19 protein-coding genes are annotated in these 23,616 nt (G+C 45.8%); 11 read left to right on the top strand and 8 right to left on the bottom strand.

Annotated features, from left to right (window positions below):
- Nucleotides 1–2: 2 nt before the first annotated feature.
- On the bottom strand, nt 3–926 hold the full coding sequence (gspC, locus tag VJL_RS07860) for a type II secretion system protein GspC (protein ID WP_038876995.1): 924 nt from the start codon (nt 924–926) through the stop codon (nt 3–5).
- 253 nt (nt 927–1,179) lie between these two features.
- Here gspC and hslR point away from each other — a divergent pair, with 253 nt between their 5' ends.
- From hslR to VJL_RS07880, 4 genes are all read left to right on the top strand, one after another.
- Nucleotides 1,180–1,566 carry a ribosome-associated heat shock protein Hsp15 gene (hslR, locus tag VJL_RS07865; protein WP_038870051.1) on the top strand — a complete coding sequence of 129 codons (387 nt, stop codon included), beginning with the start codon at nt 1,180–1,182 and terminating at the stop codon, nt 1,564–1,566.
- Nucleotides 1,567–1,597: 31 nt separating this feature from the next.
- Complete coding sequence (hslO, locus tag VJL_RS07870; protein WP_038870048.1) at nt 1,598–2,473, top strand: Hsp33 family molecular chaperone HslO; 876 nt, start codon at nt 1,598–1,600, stop codon at nt 2,471–2,473.
- 337 nt (nt 2,474–2,810) lie between these two features.
- Nucleotides 2,811–4,439 (top strand): phosphoenolpyruvate carboxykinase (ATP), encoded by a 1,629-nt coding sequence (gene pckA / locus VJL_RS07875; RefSeq protein ID WP_038870046.1) that lies wholly within the window; start codon nt 2,811–2,813, stop codon nt 4,437–4,439.
- 174 nt (nt 4,440–4,613) lie between these two features.
- Nucleotides 4,614–6,791 (top strand): AsmA family protein, encoded by a 2,178-nt coding sequence (locus VJL_RS07880; RefSeq protein ID WP_038876997.1) that lies wholly within the window; start codon nt 4,614–4,616, stop codon nt 6,789–6,791.
- Here the strand turns inward: VJL_RS07880 and VJL_RS07885 are convergent.
- The 3 genes from VJL_RS07885 to VJL_RS07895 all read right to left on the bottom strand — a co-directional run bounded on the left by VJL_RS07885 (nt 6,777) and on the right by VJL_RS07895 (nt 9,152).
- On the bottom strand, nt 6,777–7,694 hold the full coding sequence (locus VJL_RS07885; RefSeq protein WP_038870043.1) for a bifunctional GNAT family N-acetyltransferase/hotdog fold thioesterase: 918 nt from the start codon (nt 7,692–7,694) through the stop codon (nt 6,777–6,779). The two genes, VJL_RS07880 and VJL_RS07885, sit on opposite strands and share 15 nt — an antisense overlap.
- A 107-nt stretch (nt 7,695–7,801) precedes the next feature.
- Nucleotides 7,802–8,236: a D-aminoacyl-tRNA deacylase gene (gene dtd, locus VJL_RS07890; RefSeq protein WP_038870041.1), complete on the bottom strand. Its 435-nt coding sequence runs from the start codon at nt 8,234–8,236 to the stop codon at nt 7,802–7,804.
- Complete coding sequence (locus VJL_RS07895; RefSeq protein WP_038870039.1) at nt 8,208–9,152, bottom strand: virulence factor BrkB family protein; 945 nt, start codon at nt 9,150–9,152, stop codon at nt 8,208–8,210. Before VJL_RS07895 ends, dtd begins: the two co-directional genes overlap by 29 nt.
- Nucleotides 9,153–9,187: 35 nt before the next feature.
- On the opposite strand from VJL_RS07895, the gene VJL_RS07900 reads away from it, so the two are divergent.
- Nucleotides 9,188–9,829, top strand: a complete 642-nt coding sequence (locus tag VJL_RS07900) for a DUF2959 domain-containing protein (RefSeq protein WP_005434517.1) — start codon at nt 9,188–9,190, stop codon at nt 9,827–9,829.
- Nucleotides 9,830–9,860: 31 nt separating this feature from the next.
- On the opposite strand, the gene VJL_RS07905 is transcribed toward VJL_RS07900, so the two are convergent.
- Both VJL_RS07905 and typA read right to left on the bottom strand, forming a co-directional pair.
- Nucleotides 9,861–10,403 (bottom strand): AAA family ATPase, encoded by a 543-nt coding sequence (locus tag VJL_RS07905; protein WP_038876999.1) that lies wholly within the window; start codon nt 10,401–10,403, stop codon nt 9,861–9,863.
- A 77-nt stretch (nt 10,404–10,480) separates the two neighbouring features.
- Entirely contained in the window at nt 10,481–12,310 is a 1,830-nt protein-coding gene (gene typA / locus VJL_RS07910; RefSeq protein WP_038870035.1) for a translational GTPase TypA, read from the bottom strand.
- Between the two features lie 529 nt (nt 12,311–12,839).
- On the opposite strand from typA, the gene glnA reads away from it, so the two are divergent.
- The 6 genes from glnA to add all read left to right on the top strand — a co-directional run bounded on the left by glnA (nt 12,840) and on the right by add (nt 21,482).
- Nucleotides 12,840–14,249 carry a glutamate--ammonia ligase gene (gene glnA / locus VJL_RS07915; RefSeq protein ID WP_038870033.1) on the top strand — a complete coding sequence of 470 codons (1,410 nt, stop codon included), beginning with the start codon at nt 12,840–12,842 and terminating at the stop codon, nt 14,247–14,249.
- Nucleotides 14,250–14,446: 197 nt separating this feature from the next.
- Complete coding sequence (locus tag VJL_RS07920; RefSeq protein ID WP_038877001.1) at nt 14,447–15,028, top strand: DUF4124 domain-containing protein; 582 nt, start codon at nt 14,447–14,449, stop codon at nt 15,026–15,028.
- A gap of 129 nt (nt 15,029–15,157) precedes the next feature.
- Nucleotides 15,158–16,204, top strand: coding sequence for a nitrogen regulation protein NR(II) (glnL, locus tag VJL_RS07925; RefSeq protein ID WP_038877002.1), 1,047 nt, complete (start codon nt 15,158–15,160; stop codon nt 16,202–16,204).
- Nucleotides 16,205–16,263: 59 nt separating this feature from the next.
- Nucleotides 16,264–17,667, top strand: coding sequence for a nitrogen regulation protein NR(I) (glnG, locus tag VJL_RS07930; RefSeq protein ID WP_038870027.1), 1,404 nt, complete (start codon nt 16,264–16,266; stop codon nt 17,665–17,667).
- 112 nt (nt 17,668–17,779) lie between these two features.
- Nucleotides 17,780–20,326, top strand: a complete 2,547-nt coding sequence (gepA, locus tag VJL_RS07935; protein WP_038877004.1) for a phosphodiesterase GepA — start codon at nt 17,780–17,782, stop codon at nt 20,324–20,326.
- 151 nt (nt 20,327–20,477) lie between these two features.
- The gene (gene add, locus VJL_RS07940; RefSeq protein ID WP_038870023.1) at nt 20,478–21,482 is read left to right on the top strand and encodes an adenosine deaminase; all 1,005 of its coding nucleotides are present in this window, start codon (nt 20,478–20,480) and stop codon (nt 21,480–21,482) included.
- A gap of 68 nt (nt 21,483–21,550) precedes the next feature.
- On the opposite strand, the gene hemN is transcribed toward add, so the two are convergent.
- Nucleotides 21,551–22,942, bottom strand: a complete 1,392-nt coding sequence (gene hemN / locus VJL_RS07945) for an oxygen-independent coproporphyrinogen III oxidase (protein ID WP_038870022.1) — start codon at nt 22,940–22,942, stop codon at nt 21,551–21,553.
- Between the two features lie 185 nt (nt 22,943–23,127).
- Nucleotides 23,128–23,616 carry a DUF2489 domain-containing protein gene (locus VJL_RS07950; RefSeq protein ID WP_038870019.1) on the bottom strand — a complete coding sequence of 163 codons (489 nt, stop codon included), beginning with the start codon at nt 23,614–23,616 and terminating at the stop codon, nt 23,128–23,130.

Raw genomic sequence — 23,616 nt, forward strand, 5'->3', positions numbered from 1 at the left:
TATTACAATTGGATGTAGATGTCGTACTGCTGACCATCACGGTCCACAGTCAAATTCAGTTCTTGCGGGTCGTTCATCACTTGCATCAGTTGTACTGAAGATGAAGGGTCACTTAAATCGATCCCATTTAGTTGCACCGCAATATCACCAGGTTTTAGACCGACATCATTAAACAAAGCCGCATCACGACCTGGTGAGACGCGATAGCCGACAATTCCGCCGTCTTTCTTAACCGGAGAAATGTTGATGTACTTAAATACGCTCTGCGGATCTTTTGCGATTTCCGCTCGAATTTGATCTAACTTTTCACCCACAGCAGAAGGTTGGTTTGCCTTCGCCGCTTGTGGTCTAGTTGCCTGACGAGTTTCAGACAGCTTTTTGTATTCAATCCCTTCAAGCATAAGGGTTTCATCTCGGCCTTGGTTGTCAATAATGACTCGATCCACCAACACCGCTTTTAATTCTGCTCGCGTTCCATCAATTTCTTCGCCGATGCCATAAGTCGCTTGTTTGCCTCGGTTGGCAATCACCGCCAAGCTGGTTTTTGCGTTACTACTCGCAACCGCGCCAACTAACGTTAGGTTTAAGCGTGTTTTAGGCGCATCTTGCACGACAGGTTGTTCTACTACGACCGGCTTTTGCTCGGTGTACTTTCCGAATAAGTTGGCATTTTGGAGGGCATTGAAATCAATCGCGTCTTTTTTATTACCAGACACAACAGCACTTGCTGACGGTCTCCATTGAGTCACATCAGAAGTTTGAGGCATTGCTAACCACACCACTTTACCGAGTATCCAACCTGTCATTGCTATAAATAGACAAGTAAGTAGCAAACTAAGTTTCGCTTGAATGGTATGATTGTTGGACTTGATCTGAGCCAGTAGCGGGCTGCTTGATAATCCTGCACTTAGCTCTAAACGCTTCACTGAATTGATTCCTTTATTCTTACGTCTGTCAGCCTGAATCTAAATAAAGACAGCCGACTCTATCTTGCTAAAATTGCAATAAAATTACTACTCAACAAAGAGCAGTGAACTATATCACAACTTATATTTCATACCTTTTTCTTATGCAGTTTTTGCCAACTCCCTTGAAAAAAATACGCCTTGGCACCATCTGTAGGTGAATAATCCACCAGCATTGCGCTATCAGTGCAGTGATTAGATAGCATCGAGTTCTATGAGTTCCGAAAATGAAGCCGTAAGGCTAGATAAATGGTTGTGGGCTGCCAGATTCTATAAAACCCGCTCTATCGCACGTAATATGGTCGATGGCGGTAAAGTCCACTATAATGGGCAACGAAGCAAACCAAGTAAAATCGTTGAGTTGGGCGCTGAGATTCGTCTTCGTCAAGGTAATGAAGAAAAAACGGTGATCATCGAAAAAATCTCTGATCGTCGCATGGGCGCACCCATCGCTCAAACGCTCTACCGCGAAACTGAAGACAGTGTTAATCAACGCGAAGAGTTCGCGAAACAACGTAAACTCAACGCCCACAACCCTAGTCCGGAACGCCGCCCAGATAAAAAGCAGCGCCGCGACATCATTAAGTTCAAACATCAATAAACGCCGGAATTACCGACGAGGAAAGCACTCCATGGCAAATAATGTTTTACACCGCTACCTATTTGAAGACCTTTCAGTTCGTGGCGAGTTGGTACAATTGGATGAAGCATACCAACGTATTATCTCCAGCAAGGAATATCCGGCAGCGCTGCAAAAACTGTTGGGTGAGCTACTCGTTTCAACCACACTTTTAACGGCAACTTTGAAATTCGAAGGCTCAATCACGATCCAGCTGCAAGGTGACGGCCCTGTCTCTCTAGCAGTCATCAATGGCGATCATGATCAAAAGATCCGCGGCGTTGCACGTTGGGAAGGCGATATCGCTGACAACGCGACACTGCACGAGATGATGGGTAAAGGTTACCTAGTGATCACCATCGAACCGAAAAAAGGCGAGCGTTACCAAGGTGTCGTTGGCCTAGAAGGTGACACATTAGCTGAAGTTATCGAAGGCTACTTCGCAAACTCTGAACAGCTAAAAACGCGTCTATGGATCCGCACTGGTGAACACGAAGGTAAAGCACACGCTGCTGGTATGATGATTCAAATCATGCCAGACGGCACTGGTGCACCAGAAGATTTCGATCACCTAGAGCAACTGACAGACACAGTGAAGAACGAAGAGCTGTTCACGCTACCTGCGAACGAACTGCTATACCGTCTATATAACCAAGACACCGTTCGTCTTTACGAACCTCAACCAGTCGAATTCCATTGTGGTTGTTCTCGTGAGCGCAGTGGTGCAGCAATCATTACCGTAGACCGTGCTGAAATTAATGACATTTTGGCCGAAGAAGGATCAGTTTCTTTACATTGTGATTACTGTGGCACGTCATACTCGTTTGATGAATCAGAGATTACCGAACTCTATGCGCAAGCGGCTCCTGAAAAGAAAACCCTGCATTAATTTTCATAGCTTAGCAAGCCTGTAATTTACCTTTCAAAAGGCCAGCATCACGCTGGCCTTTTTGTGATCTAACCCTCGTAATACCTAGCCTCACACGTAATAAAGCAACCGCTTAATTTTAAGTAATTAATAATTCTTTTGGCCTAGCGCAAAGGTTTGCGCGCACGATAAACTATTCGTACCGATATGTGACGGGTTACCTAAAACCTTACTGAAATCATGGATAATTTTTGAGCTACATCCCTGTTTTCTCCCCGCCCCGTTGCTAGCATGGTGAGCAGATAAAAATTAAAACATTATTACAAAATCCCTACAAAAATCCTTATAAGGAGCACCTATGACCGTTATGGAACATACAAAGGCTGCAACACTTGATCTAACCAAACACGGACTGCACAACGTTAAAGAGGTTGTTCGCAACCCAAGCTACGAAATGCTATTCGAGGAAGAGACCCGTGCTGACCTGACAGGTTATGAACGTGGTGTCGTTACGGAACTCGGCGCGGTTGCCGTAGACACTGGTATCTTCACTGGTCGCTCACCAAAAGATAAGTACATCGTAAAAGATGCAACCACAGAAGAGCACATGTGGTGGACTTCTGATGCAGTAAAAAACGACAACAAAGCCATCAACAAAGAAGTGTGGGACGATCTAAAAGAGCTCGTGACCAACCAGCTTTCTGGTAAACGCCTATTTGTGATTGACGGTTATTGTGGTGCAAACCCAGACACTCGTTTGAGTATTCGAGTGATTACAGAAGTCGCATGGCAAGCGCACTTCGTGAAAAACATGTTTATCCGTCCAACAGAAGAAGAGTTGGCAACGTTTGAACCTGATTTCGTCGTAATGAACGGTGCGAAGTGCACGAACGACAAGTGGGAAGAACAAGGTCTGAACTCTGAAAACTTCACGGTGTTCAACCTAACAGAGCGTATGCAACTGATCGGTGGTACTTGGTACGGCGGTGAAATGAAGAAAGGCATGTTCGCCATGATGAACTACTTCCTTCCGCTGAAAGACATCGCATCAATGCACTGTAGTGCAAACATGGGCGAAGAAGGCGATGTAGCAATTTTCTTCGGTCTATCTGGCACAGGTAAAACAACGCTATCTACAGACCCTAAACGTGCACTGATTGGTGATGATGAGCACGGTTGGGATGACGACGGCGTATTCAACTTCGAAGGTGGCTGTTACGCGAAAACCATCAAACTATCGAAAGAAGCTGAGCCTGATATCTACAACGCAATCCGCCGCGATGCACTATTAGAGAACGTTACAGTTCGTAGTGATGGTTCTATCGACTTTGATGATGGGTCTAAGACAGAGAACACTCGTGTTTCTTACCCACTGCATCACATCGACAACATTGTTAAGCCAGTATCAAAAGGCGGTCACGCGAATAAGGTGATCTTCCTATCAGCAGACGCATTCGGCGTACTACCTCCGGTTTCTAAACTGACTCCTGAGCAAACTAAGTACCACTTCTTGTCTGGCTTTACCGCTAAACTAGCCGGTACAGAACGTGGCATCACTGAACCAACACCAACCTTCTCGGCATGTTTCGGGGCAGCGTTCTTAACCCTACACCCAACTAAGTACGCAGAAGTACTGGTTAAACGCATGGAAGCAGCTGGCGCAGAAGCTTACCTAGTCAACACTGGTTGGAACGGCAGCGGCAAGCGTATTTCTATCCAAGATACACGCGGCATTATCGATGCAATCCTTGACGGCTCAATTGAAGATGCGAAAACCAAGCATATTCCTATCTTCAACCTAGAGGTGCCAACTTCACTTCCAGGTGTCGATCCAAGCATCCTTGACCCACGTGAGACTTACGTTGATCCACTTCAATGGGAAAGCAAAGCGAAAGATTTGGCAGAACGCTTCATCAACAACTTTGATAAGTACACTGACAATGCTGAAGGCCAATCTTTGGTGGCAGCAGGACCTCAGTTGGATTAAACCATCAACGAAGTCTGCGTGACTTAGCTACAAAAATAATCGTCAAGCCCCTCTTTTGAGGGGCTTTTTATTGAATCCCACCCCAGATTGATACAAGCTTAAGCCTATCTAGGTTGCTCAAGAGACATATCTTCATCGGGTTAACCATTATTTTGCGCACAGGTTTTGGCAAGGATGAAAACAGCAGGTCGAATTCTAATTCTTATATTCGTATTGGCGATCGCGGTACCAACTGCTTTTATCGCCTTACTGACGACCTCGTACTCCAAACAAACCTGGAACCTGCTGTCAGAGTCGACTGAGCTCCCTTTGCAAGCAGAAAGTGTCCAATACGAATTTCCTTACCACCTGAAACTGCAAGGCGTCACATCAAAAGATAAACAATGGCCTTATATCGAACAAGTTGATGTCTGGCTCAACCCCGATGTTCGTCACAATGGAAAGTGGGTTGTCGATAGTTTGCTTATTGATGGTCTGAGCTTGCAACAAGGCATGCCGACTCTCCCTCAATTAACAAATGTCCAATTTCATCAGGTGGCGCTAAAAAACCTCGATTATGCGGATGACGCATTCAGTATTAATGGTTTAAGTCTACAAATCCAAGATCCACAATGGAATGGCAAGGACCAACTCGTTCCTTTCGGTGCAATCCAACTGTCTGCCGAGCAGTGGTACTGGAATGGTGAGACCTTTAACAATGTTTTGGTCGATGTCGATTATAAAGCACAGGACAGCACCCTTTACGGCGCGTCGTTTAATTGGCGAGACAGTGAGATTTCAGGCCAAGGTGAGCACTATCCACAAGGTTGGTCGCTGGTGAATGTCACTGTTGACAGGCTCAAAATCAACAACACTCAGTTACAATCCTTGTTAGCGAAACAATGGCATGCTCTACCGATTAACATAAGTCACATTAACAGCCTCGACCTACTGAATGCAGACGTGGAATACGGAGATTGGCATTGGCAGAATTTAGAATTGTCGGTAGAAGATGCATCTCTCCCATTGTCATTGTGGAATACAACAGCACAAATATCTCTGCAAGCTGACAGCGTCAGTTTCCAAGATCAAACCGCGGTTGAGCCTCGCTTGAATGCTCAATTCAAGCCAGGATCCATTCAACTGCAAGAACTAAGCTTAGATTGGCAACAGGGTACCGTTCAGATATCAGGCGAGTTTGAGCCAGAGCATTGGAAAATTAACAACGCCACCATCACTGGATTAAAATGGGCAATCCATCCAGGAGATAAAACCGATTGGTGGCAAACAACGACAGAGAAGCTTCAGCAAGTCGATGTTAAGCAGTTAGAGATTGAACGCAGTCAAGTAATCCAGTTATCCAAACAACCTTACTGGCAGCTTTCTGGCTTGAATTTGGAGGGTGACCAGCTCGAAGTCAAACACAGCAATGGTCACTGGGGTATTTGGAATGGCAAGCTTGATGCAAGCGTCGTGAATGCCAGTTACGATCAAGTCCTTTCCTCGCATGCTGCGATCGCAACCCAAAGTGAAAATGGCTTCTGGCAGCTAACACGTTTGTTTGCGCCATTAGAGCAAGGCTATATCGAAGGCTTGGGGCAAATCGATCTCAGTACCACCAGTCAACCATGGGCACTAAACCTCAATGCAGATGGTATTCCCCTGCAATTACTTCACTCATACTTACCAACAGCACTTGCGGTCAATGGCTTCTCTGACTTAAGTCTCGATTTAAAAGGATTGGCGGGCGATCAAAACATGCTTTCTTACAGCTTATCGGGAGAAGTCGAAGCCAACTTGCGTGATACCACCTTGAAATCGCAAGCGGACGATTCACTAAAGTCAGTCACTTTCAGCCCATTACGACTGCAAGCTCAGCGAGGCGAAGTAAAGCTTCAACCAGTGACCATTTCCGGCAAAGCCATTTCGGGTAACCTATCGGGTGAGTTTGATATGGCGAATAACCCACTGAGCGGTGTGATTTATCAGCTCAAAGAAGTGTGTGGAAAAGTTCAAGGTGACATATTGAGTGGCGACGTCGAAACCAATGAATGTGCAATTAAGCCAAAGAAGACTGAGTCAATCGAATCAGAAAAGCCTTCATCGAAAGTAACAAGCAGCAAAACGATTGACGCAATTAATCTAGAGCACCATGAAGAAGAACTGAGCGAAGAAGTGGTCGAAGAGGAAGAGCCTCACGCAACGGTGCACTCAGAAGAGCAACTTATCTCTAATCAAGAAGACTCGACTAAAGGTCCAGTTAAAGAAAGCGCGGCAGAAACTAACGCTGCCCCGCAAGGCCGTGACCTAACATCTGAAAAAGGCGCATCTACAAACACAGACGCGCCACAAGAAACACTAACAGCTGAGTAACTTAGAGTAATTCGGTAGCAGCATGTAAGTACCAACAAAGTCCACTGCTGGTACGTCACCACTGTAAATCACCACATGAATAACAATGCGCGCTTTACGTCCTGACGCAAGCCTGTCCAAATCACCACTAATACCATCAAGTGAGGTACTCGCCACAGGATTCTGCTCAACCGGATGGCGATAGCGAATCGAACTGTCTGCCAACACGATATCGCCGTGCAAACCACGCTCTTTCATCAACAACCACGTCATACCCCACCCCGTCAATGTCGCCAGAGTAAAGGCAGAGCCTGCAAACATGGTGTTATGCGGATTCAAGTTTGGATTGAGCTGTGCGCTACACTCAAACTGGTAACCCGTGTATTGATTGATTTTGATCCCCATCTTATCTGCAATTGGGATCTGCGCTTCCCAGCGTTCTTGTAGCTCGGTACACCAGTCGGGACGGCGAAGTACATCAGCCATTGGGTCAAGGTGTTTGACCATCTGTTGGTGGCGCACCGGTCCACGTTCATCGGTCAGTTCACCTCTTCGCTCAAAACCGTTCTTTTCGTAGAAGGCAATCGCATCTTCACGCGCATTACACACCAAACGCTTCGCGCCTTCTTGACGCGCCAGAGATTCCAACGCCACGAGCACTAATGAGCCCATGCCTTTGCTACGACGGTTATTTTTCACTGCCATGTAGCGGATCTGACCATCATTATCTGGGGTAATGTACAAACGACCAATTGCCATAGGGCGGCCACGACTGTCAGTAATCATGCGATGATGGCTCATGCCATCGTACTCATCACGCTCTGATCCTATCGGCATACGCCAAGGTTCACGTAGCAATTGCCAGCGAAATTGATAGTACTTATTGAGCTGATTTTCTGTTTTTGGAGTTATGAGTTTGAACATATCAATCCTTGAAAGTACAAATCAAATGAAAGCCTTAGGAGAAAACACCCAAGCAAATTCAATTCGCTTGGGCTTAAAGCTTAGACCATGATATTGGAGTTACCAGATTAGACCTGTAGCCAGAAAGTCACCGGGCCGTCATTAATTAATGACACTTTCATATCAGCAGCAAAGCGGCCACGTTGCGTCGGTAGCTCTTGCTCACACAAATCAGAAAAGTAATCATACAGACGTTCTGCATCCGCAGGGTGTGCACCACGAGAAAAGCCTGCGCGAGTGCCTTTTTTGGTGTCTGCTGGTAACGTAAATTGAGACACCACCAACACCTTACCGTTCACTTGTTTGACGTTGAGATTCATTTTACCGTCATCGTCTTCAAACACTCGATAAGTGGTTACGCGCTCCATCAAACGTTTTGCTTTTGCTTCATCATCGTCCTTCTCTACACCAAGTAGAACAAGTAGACCTTGGTCGATTTCACCGACAACTTCACCGTCCACGCGAACGGCGGCTTCACTGACTCGTTGGATTAGCGCTATCACGACTCTCGCTTCCTTCATCTGTTAATTGCAATTCAGCGGTCGAGTGTATCATTTCTAGGTCATCACTCCAGTGCTCTCTTTCTCCCAAAGCCGCGGTGACTTCCGCACCAATCAAAACAATGAGCCAACACAAATACACCCACACAAACAAGATTGGAATGGCCGCTAACGCGCCATAAATCAACTGATAAGAAGGAAACTGGGTAATGTAGAAAGCAAAGCCTTTCTTACTCAATTCAAACAGCACAGCAGCAATAGCAGCGCCAACTGCACCATGGGATAGGTATACCTTTTTGTTTGGCACTAAAAAGTACAAGCCCATAAACGCAAAGAAGGACAACAACAAAGGCAGCCAACGCAAAAACAGGTTGTAAGCGCCCGATAGCGTTTCGTTCTCAATCAACTTAAGGGACGTCACGTAAGACGTCGCAGCAATACTTGCGCCGACCAAAATCGGACCAAGGGTCAACACCATCCAATACATTGAGAAAGAAAAGACAGGGCGGCGTTTGTCTTTTACTCGCCAAATGTAGTTTAAGTTCTTATCGATATTTGAAATCAACATCAAAGCCGCAACAAATAGAAAAGCACCGCCCACGGCAGTCATTTTTCCTGTATTCGAAACGAATTCTTGCAGCGCCGTTCTTACTGCATCACCAGAAGCTGGGACAAAGTTATCAATGATGTAACCTTGCAAGGTTTCACCCACATTCTCAAACACCGGAAACTTCGACAATATCGACAAAAGTACCGTCAACATCGGCACAATAGACAGCAAAGTAATATAAGCTAGATAGCCAGCATTGACGTTGACGCGATCGTGCGTCATTCGTTTGAGAAGATATTTGGAAAACGCGACGCTCCCCGGCACAAGCCTAGTCAATCTCACCTTGTAACTCTCTGATAACTGGTTCATAGTTCATCCCATAAATTAGCGTCGAGGACATAAGAATGCCTTATTTATTAGCAATTGTACTATCAATTTTCACTTTAACAGGATGTCAGTCCGCTTATTATTCAGCGATGGAGCAAGTGGGATACCACAAGCGTGACATCATGGTTGATCGCGTTGAAGACGCCAAAGAATCACAACAAGACGCACAAGAAGAATTTACCAGTGCACTCGAAGCACTTTCTGCCTTAACCAATTTTGATGGTGGTGAACTGGAAAGCGTCTATAACAACATAAACGATAAATACGAAGACAGCGAAAAAGCAGCACAAGACGTGCGCGATCGTATTGCTGCAATTGAAGACGTGTCCGATGCGCTGTTTGATGAGTGGCAGGGCGAACTAGACTTGTACACCAGCGCGAAGCTACGTCGCTCAAGTGAACAAAAGCTGCGTGAGACCAAAGCATCTTACAAAACCATGCTCAGTGCGATGAAGCGTGCTGAAGACAAGATGACGCCAGTACTCAACACACTCCGCGACAACACGCTTTACTTAAAACACAACCTAAACGCGAGCGCGATTGGCTCTCTAAAAGGTGAATTTTCTAGCCTAGAGAAAGACATCCAATACGCAATCAAACAAATGAATGCCGCGATCGCAGAATCAGATAAGTTCCTGCAACAGCTGAATCAAAAGTAAGCCTTTACAAGCTCCTCTTCGTGAGGAGCTTTTAGTTTGTGCTCTCGACCACTAAGCCTGTGACTCTTCGAACAAACTCGACCCTTTCTGGTATTGTTCCCCATGGTACTTCAACCACTTCATAACCCAGCTCAGCATACGTCTCGACAAGGGCGTGATGAATCTGAAGCGCTTCTTCAAAGCTGTGTGGGCGTACTTCATCTTGAACATAGATTAATGCTTCAGGTCGACAAGTTAGCACCTGACTATGGTACCCAGCACTCTCCGTTAAGAAGGCTTGCTCAACGAGACACCCTCCAACTTGCAGATAAGCCACAATATCGGGAATCGCGCGATCCATAAAAGCCACCTGATGACTCAGCGACTCACACTTTTGCTTACCCATAAACTCAAGACATAAGTTGGCAAACTCGGGTAGGTTACTCCAAGGCAAGATGCCATTTTCTAACTGACTTTGTTGCTCTATCAAAATACGTGAGCCTTCAGCAAACGTCGCATACCCTAAATGACCGAGCGCATTCAACAAGGTCGTTTTGCCGGCGCCTGGGCCACCCGTAATCACAATTGGCCTCATGTACTCTTTTCCCTTCAGATACAAAAAACCCCGAGCATAACTCGGGGTTTCTTCTTAATCGAATCCGTTAAAACAGATTATTTACCTGCACGAGAAGCGCGTTTACGGTCGCTTTCTGTTAGGAATTTCTTACGGATACGGATGCTTTCTGGCGTTACTTCTACTAGTTCATCTTCATCAATAAACTCTAGAGCTTGCTCAAGAGTGTGCTTGATTGGTGGAGTTAGAACCTGAGCGTCATCAGTACCAGATGCACGAACGTTGGTTAGCTGCTTACCTTTCAGAGCGTTTACTGTTAGGTCGTTATCGCGGCTATGAATACCGATAACCATGCCTTCGTAAACTTCTACACCGTGACCGATAAATAGGCGACCACGTTCTTGAAGGTTAAACAGTGCGTTAGTCAGTGCTTTACCCATTGCGTTAGCGATTAGTACGCCGTTGATACGCTGACCGATGTTACCGCCTTTGTGTGGACCGTAGTGATCAAACGTATGGTAAAGAAGACCAGAACCTGACGTTAGCGTCATGAATTCAGTTTGGAAACCGATCAAGCCACGAGAAGGCATATCGAAGTCCATGCGCACACGGCCTTTACCGTCTGGTGCCATGTCTTTCAGCTCACCTTTACGTAGGCCGATGTTTTCCATGATGCCGCCTTGGTGCTCTTCAAGAACATCAATCGTTACTGTTTCAAACGGTTCCATTAGCTGACCATCTTCTTCTTTGATGATTACTTCTGGACGAGATACAGCAAGCTCAAAGCCTTCGCGACGCATGTTTTCGATCAGGATAGATAGGTGAAGTTCACCACGGCCTGAAACGCGGAATTTGTCTGGATCGTCTGTTTGCTCAACGCGCAGTGCTACGTTGTGTACCAATTCTTTCTCTAGACGCTCAAGGATGTTACGTGAAGTTACGAATTTACCTTCTTTACCCGCGAATGGAGACGTGTTTACTTGGAACGTCATCGTTACTGTTGGTTCATCAACAGAAAGTGCTGGTAGCGCTTCAACTTGGTTTTGAGCACAAATAGTGTCAGAGATTTTCAGCTCACCAAGACCAGTGATTGCAATGATATCACCAGCGTTCGCTTGCTCAACTTCGTGACGCTCTAGACCAAGGTAGCCCATTACCGTACCCACTTTACCGTTGCGCGTTTTACCGTCAGCACCGATAACTGTTACTTGTTGGTTTGGCTTAACGCTACCACGAGTTACACGAGCAACACCGATAACACCAACGTAAGAGCTGTAGTCTAGCTGAGAAACTTGCATCTGTAGTGGACCGTCTAGGTCAACTTCTGGAGCGGCTACTTCATCAACGATAGTTTGGAATAGCGGTTCCATGTTTTCGCCAGTTTCGCCCTCTTCTAGAGTAGCCCAACCGTTTAGTGCTGAAGCGTAAACAACTTTAAAGTCTAGCTGTTCATCAGTTGCACCTAGGTTGTCGAATAGGTCGAATACTTGGTCCATAACCCAATCAGGACGAGCACCTGGACGGTCAATCTTGTTGATTACAACGATTGGCTTAAGGCCGTGTGCAAATGCTTTTTGTGTTACGAAACGCGTTTGAGGCATCGGGCCATCAACAGCGTCAACGATAAGTAGTACTGAGTCTACCATCGACATAATACGTTCTACTTCACCACCGAAGTCCGCGTGTCCCGGAGTATCTACGATGTTGATGCGGTAATCATTCCAGTTAATTGCTGTGTTTTTAGCAAGAATGGTAATACCACGTTCTTTTTCGATGTCGTTTGAGTCCATGACTCGCTCTTCAGCTTCGCCGCGAGACTCTAGAGTACCTGATTGTTGCAGTAGTTTATCAACCAGTGTTGTTTTACCGTGGTCAACGTGCGCGATGATCGCGATATTTCTTAATTTATCAATCTGTGGAGTAGCCATGGATTTGATTCACTTAGATAGATGAAATGCCCCCACGCTGAGAACGGGTGCTCTCTGGTGACATTTGCTGATTAAAAAAACGGCCATAATGTACCAGATTTTAGCAAAAAGCATAGAAATATGTGATCTACTCCCGAGCTTTTCTGCGAAATTTACGCTTAATGCCCACTTTCCTTATTAAAGCGAATTGATTCAACGCAATTTTATTCCAATCGTTGCGTAATACAAATTGACTCTCGCTCAAAAACTGGACTAAATAAGCAACGTGTTTGTCACATTGTGGTGCAATAATTTAAATGCGCACCATTTTAGTGCAAAGTCAGATCATTTTGGTGCAATCGTTTGCACCAAACTAGGATCTAAAAACATAATCCCTTGAAATTAATGGAATATTTTTTTTGGCACGGTTTTGGCTTTAGAGAAACCAGCATCGATTAATAAAATGTCAAACAGATTAATCAATGCTGGATTTAATCAAGATTTCATAAATCGAGCTTTACCGCTTTATTAACACTGGAGGTTATCCACGATGTCAGTAGAAAACGTTTTATCACTGATCCAAGAGAACGAAGTTAAGTTTGTTGACCTACGCTTCACTGATACAAAAGGTAAAGAGCAGCACATCTCTATCCCTGCTCACCAGATCGACACAGACTTCTTCGAAGAAGGTAAAATGTTCGATGGTTCGTCAGTTGCTGGCTGGAAAGGCATTAACGAATCAGACATGGTTATGATGCCAGATGCATCTTCTGCAGTGCTTGACCCATTCACTGAAGATGCAACGCTAAACATCCGTTGTGACATCCTTGAGCCTGCAACAATGCAAGGCTACGATCGCGACCCACGCTCTATTGCTAAACGCGCTGAAGACTTCATGCGCTCTACAGGCGTTGCTGACACAGTACTTATCGGTCCTGAGCCAGAGTTCTTCCTATTTGACGACGTTAAGTTCGCAACTGACATGTCTGGTTCTTTCTTCAAGATTGATGACGTAGAAGCAGCATGGAACACAGGTTCTGATTACGAAGAAGGTAACAAAGGTCACCGTCCAGGCGTTAAAGGTGGTTACTTCCCAGTAGCTCCTGTGGATTCATCTCAAGACATCCGTTCTGCAATGTGTCTAGTAATGGAAGAGATGGGCCTAGTTGTTGAAGCGCACCACCACGAAGTAGCAACTGCGGGTCAAAACGAAATCGCAACTCGCTTCAACACGCTAACAACAAAAGCAGACGAAATCCAAATCTACAAGTACGTTGTACACAACGTTGCACACGCATTTGGTAAGACAGCGACATTCATGCCTAAGCCACTAGTTGGTGACAACGGTTCTGGTATGCACGTTCACCAATCTCTAGCAAAAGATGGCGTTAACCTATTTGCTGGTGATAAGTACGGCGGCCTATCTGAAATGGCGCTTTACTACATTGGCGGTATCATCAAACACGCTCGTGCAATCAACGCATTCGCTAACCCATCAACGAACTCGTACAAGCGTCTTGTACCAGGCTTCGAAGCACCAGTTATGCTAGCTTACTCAGCGCGTAACCGTTCTGCTTCTATCCGTATCCCAGTGGTACCAAGCCCTAAAGCACGTCGTATTGAAGTTCGCTTTGGTGACCCAGCAGCAAACCCATACCTATGTTTCGCAGCAATGCTAATGGCTGGTCTTGACGGTATTAAGAACAAGATCCACCCAGGCGAAGCTATGGATAAAGACCTGTACGACCTTCCAGCGGAAGAAGCAGCAGAAATCCCAACAGTGGCTTACTCACTAAAAGACGCTCTAGAAGAACTAGATGCAGACCGTGAGTTCCTAACAGCTGGCGGCGTATTCTCTGATGACTTCATCGATTCTTACATCAGCCTGAAAGCGCAAGATGTTGAGAAAGTAAACATGACAACTCACCCACTTGAGTTCGAACTTTACTACTCTGTATAAGGTCTAAGCTGTGTAAAATGTAAACACAGTTACAAAATATTAGGCTCGCCTCGCAGGCGGGCCTTTTTTGTATACGCTCAACTAAGTTGCCCGTTTAACATGGAGAGATAACAAAAATACGCCTGAATCTTTTATCTTTATGGATCAAGGTTCTAGGCAACCGAAACGTGAAATCATCGATCAAAAGAAGGTGAGCAATGAAAGTTCAGCTTTTACCAACCCTGTACGCGCTCAGTACCTTGCTGATGGCGTCGACCGCTGGTGCCCAAGTCGCTTACACTTGGGTAGATAAGGACGGGGTCATCCACTTTAGTGACACCCCCAATCAAGGTGCAAAAACCATTTCACTTCCCAACCTAGAGGCTAGTGCACCTGCTCCCCGGGTACAAAGTACGGAGTCTTTAACACCTCAAGCCAGCGTACCAAAAGAGACTGCTGATACACCGAAAGCAAAAACCGAAAAACCTGTGCCGCTTTCCCTAACCATGCTCACACCTCAACATGACGAAACCATAAGAAGTAACAATGGGTTAATCAACATCCAACTGGATGCCAACCGCAAACTAGGGATTGGAGAGCAACTGCAACTCATCCTTGATGGCAAGCCTTATGGAGCCCCCCAAAGCCGCCTCACTTGGCAACTCAGCAACATTGACCGTGGTACTCACACCCTTGCGGTACAAGCGAAAAGAAGCGGCAAGCTTATTGCATCTACTAGCCCTATAACGGTGCATTTACATAGAGCGAGTATCAAGCCGACCATTAAAGGGGCAAAGTAGAATATTAAGTGAGAAAAACGCACGCTCGCGCTGCTTTTCACTTTTTCTTCTGAGATTTATTCGCCATACTTACGTTCTATTGCACCAACATGGTGCAGCGCACAATCACAACGCAAACAAGGACGTAATGTGGATACTAGTCTCTCCAGTGCCATCCTCAATAACATGGTGACAGCGACGTTGATTCTCGATGATGGATTGGCGGTACGTTATGCCAACCCTTCGGCTGAGTTGCTGTTTTCACAAAGCGCTAAGCGCATTGTCGAGCAATCACTGTCTCAATTGATTCAACATGCGTCTTTGGATCTGGCTTTACTGACCCAGCCACTACAAAGCGGTCAAAGTATTACCGACAGCGACGTTACCTTTGTTGTCGATGGTCGGCCTTTAATGTTAGAGGTCACCGTCAGCCCAATCACATGGCAAAAACAATTAATGCTGTTGGTTGAGATGCGCAAGATAGATCAACAACGCCGACTCACTCAAGAGCTTAATCAACACGCTCAACAACAAGCGGCTAAGTTGTTGGTGCGAGGCTTAGCACATGAGATCAAGAATCCACTGGGCGGTCTACGCGGCGCGGCACAGCTATTGGAGAAAATGCTGCCCGATCCGTCTCTAACCGAATATACGCATATCATCATTGAACAAGCAGATCGCCTGAGAGCCTTGGTAGACCGCCTACTTGGGCCACAAAAACCAGGTAAGAAAACGCAAGAGAACCTTCACCAAGTGTTGGAGAAGGTACGCCAATTGGTTGAGCTGGAATCTCAGCATTCGGTGGTAGTTGAACGCGATTACGATCCAAGCTTGCCAGAGTTGCTAATGGATGCAGACCAAATTGAGCAAGCGATGCTCAATATTGTTAGTAATGCCGCACAAATACTGTCTCACCAGGAACACGGTAAAATCACCATACGCACCAGAACGGTGCACCAAGCCAATATTCACGGCCAACGCTGCAAGCTCGCTGCTCGCATAGAAATCACCGATAACGGTCCGGGTATCCCACCAGAATTACAAGATACGTTGTTCTATCCCATGGTCAGTGGCCGTGAAGGTGGAACAGGGCTCGGACTGTCTATCTCACAAAACCTGATCGACCAGCACAACGGCAAGATTGATGTCGAAAGCTGGCCAGGTCACACCACTTTTACGATTTATTTGCCAATCTGACCACGCTAAATGGTTTTGGTATTCGTCAGTTTTTAGGCTTTCGCTGCAAGGATTTATACATGAGTAAAGGATATGTTTGGGTCGTCGATGACGACAGTTCGATTCGCTGGGTGATGGAGAAAACACTCTCATCAGCCAACATTAAATGCGAAACCTACGCGGACGGGGAAAGTGTACTGATGGCGCTAGAGCGCGAAGTACCAGACGTGTTGGTTTCGGATATCCGTATGCCGGGTATCGACGGACTAGAGCTACTAAAGCAAGTTCAGCATGACTATCCTGATCTACCTGTCATCATCATGACGGCACATTCGGATTTAGACGCCGCTGTAAATGCTTACCAAAAAGGCGCATTCGAATATCTGCCAAAACCATTTGATATTGATGAAACCCTCACTCTGGTTGAACGTGCAATAGCCCACAGCCAAGAAAACAAACGTGAGCAATTGCTCCCAGAAGAGATTCCAACCGACACACCAGAAATCATCGGTGAAGCACCGGCGATGCAAGAAGTGTTTCGCGCCATCGGTCGCCTATCTCGCTCTTCCATTTCCGTTTTGATCAACGGCGAATCGGGTACAGGTAAAGAACTGGTAGCTCATGCTCTGCACCGCCATAGTCCGCGCGCTAACAAACCTTTTATTGCTCTCAATATGGCCGCGATTCCAAAAGACTTAATTGAGTCGGAATTGTTTGGCCATGAAAAAGGCGCATTTACTGGCGCAAACAGTGTTCGCCAAGGTCGCTTTGAGCAAGCCAATGGTGGCACGCTGTTTTTGGATGAAATTGGTGATATGCCATTAGATATTCAAACTCGCTTATTACGTGTTTTAGCCGACGGTCAGTTTTATCGAGTGGGTGGCCACTCACCCATTCAAGTCGACGTTCGTATTGTCGCCGCTACCCACCAAAACCTAGAAAAATTAGTCCACGAAGGCGATTTCCGTGAGGATTTATTCCACCGCTTGAACGTTATTCGAGTTCAAATCCCCGCGCTAAGAGAGCGTAAACAAGACATCGAAAAGTTAACGCAACACTTCTTGGTTCGTGCGGCTGATGAGCTCGGTGTCGAAACCAAAGCCTTGCACCCTTCTTCTGTCGACATTCTTAATCGTCTTGATTGGCCGGGTAACGTGCGCCAATTAGAAAACATTTGTCGTTGGTTAACCGTAATGGCAAGTGGTAGTGAAGTGCTACCAAGCGATCTGCCCGCAGAATTATTGGAAGAGAAAAAAATCATCACCGAGACAAGCAGTGGCAGTTGGCAAGAACAATTAGCGGACTGGGCACGCCATGCGTTAGAAGCTGGGGATAAAGAACTACTTTCCTTCGCTTTACCAGAATTTGAACGCATTTTATTGGAAGCTGCGTTAGAACATACTAAAGGTCACAAGCAAGATGCCGCTAAAGTACTAGGTTGGGGACGCAATACCTTAACCAGAAAGTTAAAAGAGCTGTACTGATTTCGAGCGGTCACGACGTTAGAGCATGGTTATCAAGCGCAAATTTTTCATCTCGCTTGATAACCTAAATGTCAGTACAATTACGGCACACCATCCCTTTTGTGACTAGGCAATGTCTAACGCGACGACTCAAATTACACTACGTACTGCTGTTCTCATCCCCTTTGTGATGATTTTTTTGCTGGCTATCGGTGTGATTGTTTACGTCCAAAAGCAGAGCTACGAAGAAGTTGTTACCGACATCAGTGATAAACAACTTTCTGTACTCACAGAAAGTGTTCACGACCATTTGAATGATTACTTACGCAAACCTTTTACCGCCGTCGCTGCACTCGGCCACAACGTCAGTTATCACAACCTTTACCACCCGAATGACACGAAAGACATTCAATCCTATTTGCTCAGCGCATTTAAAGATCTGTACCACTCGATACCGCAACTCGATGTGATCGCTTTTGGCTCAGAAACGGGTGACTTTACCGGTTTTCGCCGCGAGTCAGCCGATGCATATACCCTGATGGTGCAAGACTACCGAACCAAAGGCAGTTTGGTGATTTATGGTAGTGAAGAAGTCAGTGATGATATTCGTACTATCATCGCCCCTTATGACCCAAGAACTCGCCCTTGGTATCAACCCGTAGCACAAGACCATAAAGCCCATTGGTCATCGATTTATGCCAATGCTGATGAGCGTCAAGACATCACTCTTTCTGCGATGACACCGGTTTACGAAATGGGTACATTTGCTGGCGTCTTGGTCACAGATATACGCATCAACACTTTCAATCAGTTCTTACAAGAGTTAAAGCAAGAGACCAATGCTTCCGTCTATATCATGGACCAACAGCATCGTTTAGTTGCTCACTCAGGACAAGGCAGTGTTATTTCATGGGGTACTAAGTTCTCCGATAAGGGCCAGCGTTTGCTTGCATCAGAGAGTGCCGACCCAATCATAAAAATGAGTGCTGCTCAAGTTAGCCGACAGGTGTTGAATTACACTGATAAACCCTATACGTTCGAATTCGACTTTAATGGTCAGCGCACTTTTAGTCGTATCACGCCTTATCATGACAGCAATGGCTTAACTTGGTTTATCGGCACCTCCATCTCTGAGAGTGAATTACTCGGCACCTTGCCCAAGAGCCAACAAAGGAGCTGGATGGTTGGCTTTTTAGTGAGTCTATTTGGCATCGTTGTCAGTCTACTGATCTTCAATCGCGTCACTCGTCCTATCAATGCTACCGCTACAGCAGCGCAGCATCTGGCTAAAGGGGATTGGGACAGTACGATGCCTCGCCCTGGCTATGTCTACGAAACCACCATCCTTGTACAAGCCTTTAATGAAATGGCCAGTAATCTAAAAGCGTCATTCAAAGCGTTGCGAGAGCAGCTCGAATTCGACTCATTAACCCGTCTCTACAGCCGCCAAGGACTCATTGAAGTCAGTGAAAACAACTCACATGCAGAGCAAGGCAGTTTGTATCTTATTGGGATCAACAAATTTAGGGATATCAACGACAGTGTCGGCCATCACAATGGTGATCAGCTCCTGATCCATGTTGCAGAGCGCCTTAAGCAACAGTTGAAAGAAGAAGCGACGCTAGCTCGTATTGGTGGTGATGAGTTTGCGGTCTTTATGCCAAACATGCACAGCGACGGTGATATTCGTTTAATGGAAAGACGCTTACAGCAATTGCTTGCTGCGCCTTTCATACTCGATGGTGAAACAGTAGTAATCAAGGTTTCGATAGGGGTAGTCAGAACAAAATCAGAGCAATCGATGTCACTGTGGCTACGCAACGCAAGCATCGCCTTAAGCTATGCGAAGCAAGATTCGCTAGCTAGCGTTTGTCACTACAGTCCAGAAATGGCCAGCGCCTCAAAGTTCCGCACTCAAATGCAGGCCAAGATTCAGACGGGCATCGATAATCGTGAATTCGTGCCCTACTATCAACCTATCGTCGATCTGGCAAGCGGCAACATTTGTGGCGCAGAAGCTTTAGCTCGTTGGCACAGTGAATCAGGAATGGTTTCTCCATTAGATTTCATCCCGATTGCAGAAGAAAGCAGCATGATCAAAGCAATAGGGCAACAAATACTCTTCCAAGCATGCCGTGACACACGTAAAGCCATCGACAAAAAACAGTGGCCTGAGAACTTCCAATTGCATGTGAATGTCTCAGTAAACCAACTCTCTTGTCCTGACTTTGTCGACACCGTCAGCAGCGTCCTGAAAACGACTCAATTGCCAGCCAATAATGTCACATTAGAAATTACTGAGTCTCGTATCATTGATAGTGCACCAACAACATTGGATAACCTGATCAAACTGCGTCAAATGGGATTAGGGATTGCCATTGATGATTTTGGTACTGGTTACTCATCTTTAGCGTACCTTCATGCGCTACCATTTACATGCTTGAAGATAGATCGCACCTTTATCAACCGACTCACTGAAGAAGACCTCGACAGCTCTGTTGTTGCCGCGATAGTTAACATCACCAAAGGCATGAAAACCAATGTCGTTGCAGAAGGCGTAGAGACAGCCACGCAGGCAAAGCTGCTTAGCGCATTAGGTTGTAACCAAGTACAAGGTTTTTACTATAGCCGCCCATTACCGCTGGAAGACTGGCCAACACATTTGGTTAACATGAAGTAGAAAAGAGCTGAAATCGTTGATTTCCTAGTCATCATCTACTGACAATCTACCTAACTGTTATTTATACTTAACTGCAAATCTTCCCCATGTATTGTCATCGATAATGTTTGGGCTGAGTTCCTGTTCACAACATACAACCCGGATCGACATAATGATAACTAAGAATCTTCCCCTGACTGATTTGCACCGTCACCTTGACGGTAACATTCGCACTAAGACTATTCTTGAGCTTGGTCAGCAGTTTGGTATTGCGCTACCAGCTTATGATATTGAGTCTCTTACTCCACACGTTCAAATTGTTGAAGCTGAGCCATCTCTTGTTGCTTTCCTTTCTAAGCTTGACTGGGGTGTGGCAGTACTGGGCGATCTAGACGCATGTCGTCGTGTCGCTTATGAAAACGTAGAAGACGCTCTAAACGCACAAATCGACTACACTGAACTTCGCTTCTCACCATACTACATGGCGATGAAACACAAACTGCCAGTGGCAGGCGTTGTGGAAGCCGTGGTTGATGGTGTGCAAGCGGGTATGCGTGATTTCGGTGTCAAGGCGAACCTGATTGGCATTATGAGCCGTACATTTGGTACTGATGCTTGTCAGCAAGAGCTGGATGGTATCCTGAGCCAAAAAGATCACATCGTAGCCGTTGACCTAGCAGGTGATGAGCTTGGCCAACCAGGTGACCGTTTTGTCTCTCACTTCAAGCAAGTCCGTGATGCAGGCCTAAGTGTTACTGTTCACGCGGGTGAAGCGGCGGGCGCAGAAAGCATGTGGCAGGCAATTCAAGAGTTAGGTGCAACTCGTATCGGTCATGGTGTAAAAGCGATTCACGATCCTAAACTAATGGATTACCTAGCAGAAAACCGCATTGGTATTGAATCTTGCCTGACGTCAAACTTCCAAACGAGTACGGTTGAATCGCTAGCTAACCACCCGCTTAAGCAATTCCTAGAGCACGGTGTGCTGGCGTGTCTGAACACGGACGACCCAGCAGTTGAAGGTATTGAACTGCCATACGAATACGAAGTGGCAGCCCCAGCAGCAGGTCTGACTAAAGAGCAAATTCGCCAAGCGCAAATCAACGGTCTAGACATCGCTTTCCTATCAGATGCAGAAAAAACTGAACTGAAAGAGAAAGTGAAAGATCGCGTTTAATTGCCGCGAAGGACATAAAAATGCCAGCATTTGCTGGCATTTTTTTATATCCGGAATCTATTGAGAGCTTAGATAACGCGAGAGAATTGCTGCTGACGCGCTTTCGCTCGTAGGTACTTGTCGAAGCACATACAGATATTACGAATCAATAAGCGACCACGAAGTGTCACCTGAATTTCACGCTCATCCACTTCTACCAACTTGTCATCAACGAAAGTTTGTAGAAGCTGTAGATCTTCTTTGAAGTACTGTTCGAACTTCACTGCAAACTCAGACTCAATCGCTTTCTTATCCAGTTTAAAGTTACAGATAAGCTGCTTAATCACCTCACGGCGTAGCAAATCATCTGAGTCTAAAGAAACCCCTTTCCAGAGTGCATGACGCAAGTCATTCACTTGAGCATAGTACTTCTTCAACTCTTTTTGGTTTTGCGCGTACGCATCACCAATCATGGAAATCGCAGAAACACCAAAGCCGACCAAATCACACTCACCTTGCGTGGTGTAGCCTTGGAAGTTGCGGTGCAAAATACCTTCACGCTGGGCGACGGCAAGTTCATCATCTGGCATCGCAAAGTGGTCCATACCGATGAATTGGTAACCAGCTCCCGTAAGTGTCGCGATCGTGTCTTGCAGAATCGCCATCTTCTCTTCAGCTTTCGGCAAATCCTCGTCTTTAATCTTACGCTGCGCAGCAAATAGCTGAGGCATATGCGCGTAGTTAAACACAGATAAACGACCCGGCTGCATTTCTAACACTTGCTCAAGTGTTTTAGCAAAGGACACCTTCGTTTGCTTCGGTAAGCCGTAAATTAGATCGAGGTTCGTTGAACGAAAGCCAAGCTCTTTGGCGCGTGCGACCATCGCAAAGATAAATTCTTCATCTTGCTCGCGATTCACAAGCTGCTGAACTTCTTTATTGAAGTCCTGAACACCAATGCTCAGACGATTGAAACCTTCACTGCGCAGATGATCCAGCATGGTTAGTTCGATTTCACGCGGGTCCACCTCAATACTGATTTCAGCGTCCGCATTAAAGATAAATTCTTGGCGCAATAAATCCATCACACGAGTGATTTGTTTTTCAGACAAGAAAGTTGGTGTACCACCACCAAAGTGCAGTTGAGTGACTGTACGCTCACCAAGCAACGATGCGCGTTGACGAATTTCATGCTCCAGTACGTCTAGGTATTCGTCTGCTTTGTGCGAATGACGAGTAATGACCTTGTTACAGCCGCAGTAGTAGCAAAGCTTGTGGCAAAACGGAATATGAACGTACAAAGATAACGGACGATCTGGGTATTGAGTGCATGCCATATCGTAGTCTGAAATGGTAAATGCTTCATGAAACTCCAGCGCCGTTGGGTACGACGTATAGCGAGGACCGGAATAGTTGTACTTATCCAATACCGCTTGATCCCAGACAATTTGCTGCTTCGATTCAGTATGTTGATTCGACATGGTGGTACTTTCCGTTAAATGCGAGGGCAACGAAAATCGTTACCCAATATTCAGAGGTCGTTATTTTGCCATATGACAAAGGCAACAACGGTAACCGCAGGTGGCTTTTTAAGTATAAAACCAAAGAAGTGCTAGCGTGATCACGATACCCCCAATAGCAATAAGAAAGCCATTGGGGATACAAACTAGATCATCTGAATATTGATTTGGTTATTCAGTGGCTGGACGTTTTTTTGCAACACTTTGAGTTCTTCTACGATCGTATCCGTCAAGCGCTGCTCTGCTTTATGGCGATCCAAGTTTTGTTGCATACGCTCTTTCTTCGCAAGTTGCTGTCGGTCTTCACCACGCGCCATATCTTTCACAATATGGTAAAGCTCAGAAATCGCTGGGTACGTTTTATCAAAATCCACCCGGTCTTCACCCTGAACATAGTCCATGATGTTGTATACACGAATGCTGATTTCAGATAAATCACACTGGCCTTGAATGCCAGCCTGACACAAAGTATGCACGTTCTCAAAAATGTTGGCGTTACGTTTATCGATCGCCAATTTTTTATGCTTCAGCTGCAATTCCTTTTGCTTTTTCAATTGAAGCAGAAGGTAACCTGCATATGAAGCCAGCGCGATAATGATCACAGCACCCGCAATCGCTAATAAGGTTACGTTCAT

Origin of the sequence: Vibrio jasicida CAIM 1864 = LMG 25398 (assembly GCF_000400365.1) — a bacterium.
Lineage (GTDB): Bacteria > Pseudomonadota > Gammaproteobacteria > Enterobacterales > Vibrionaceae > Vibrio > Vibrio jasicida.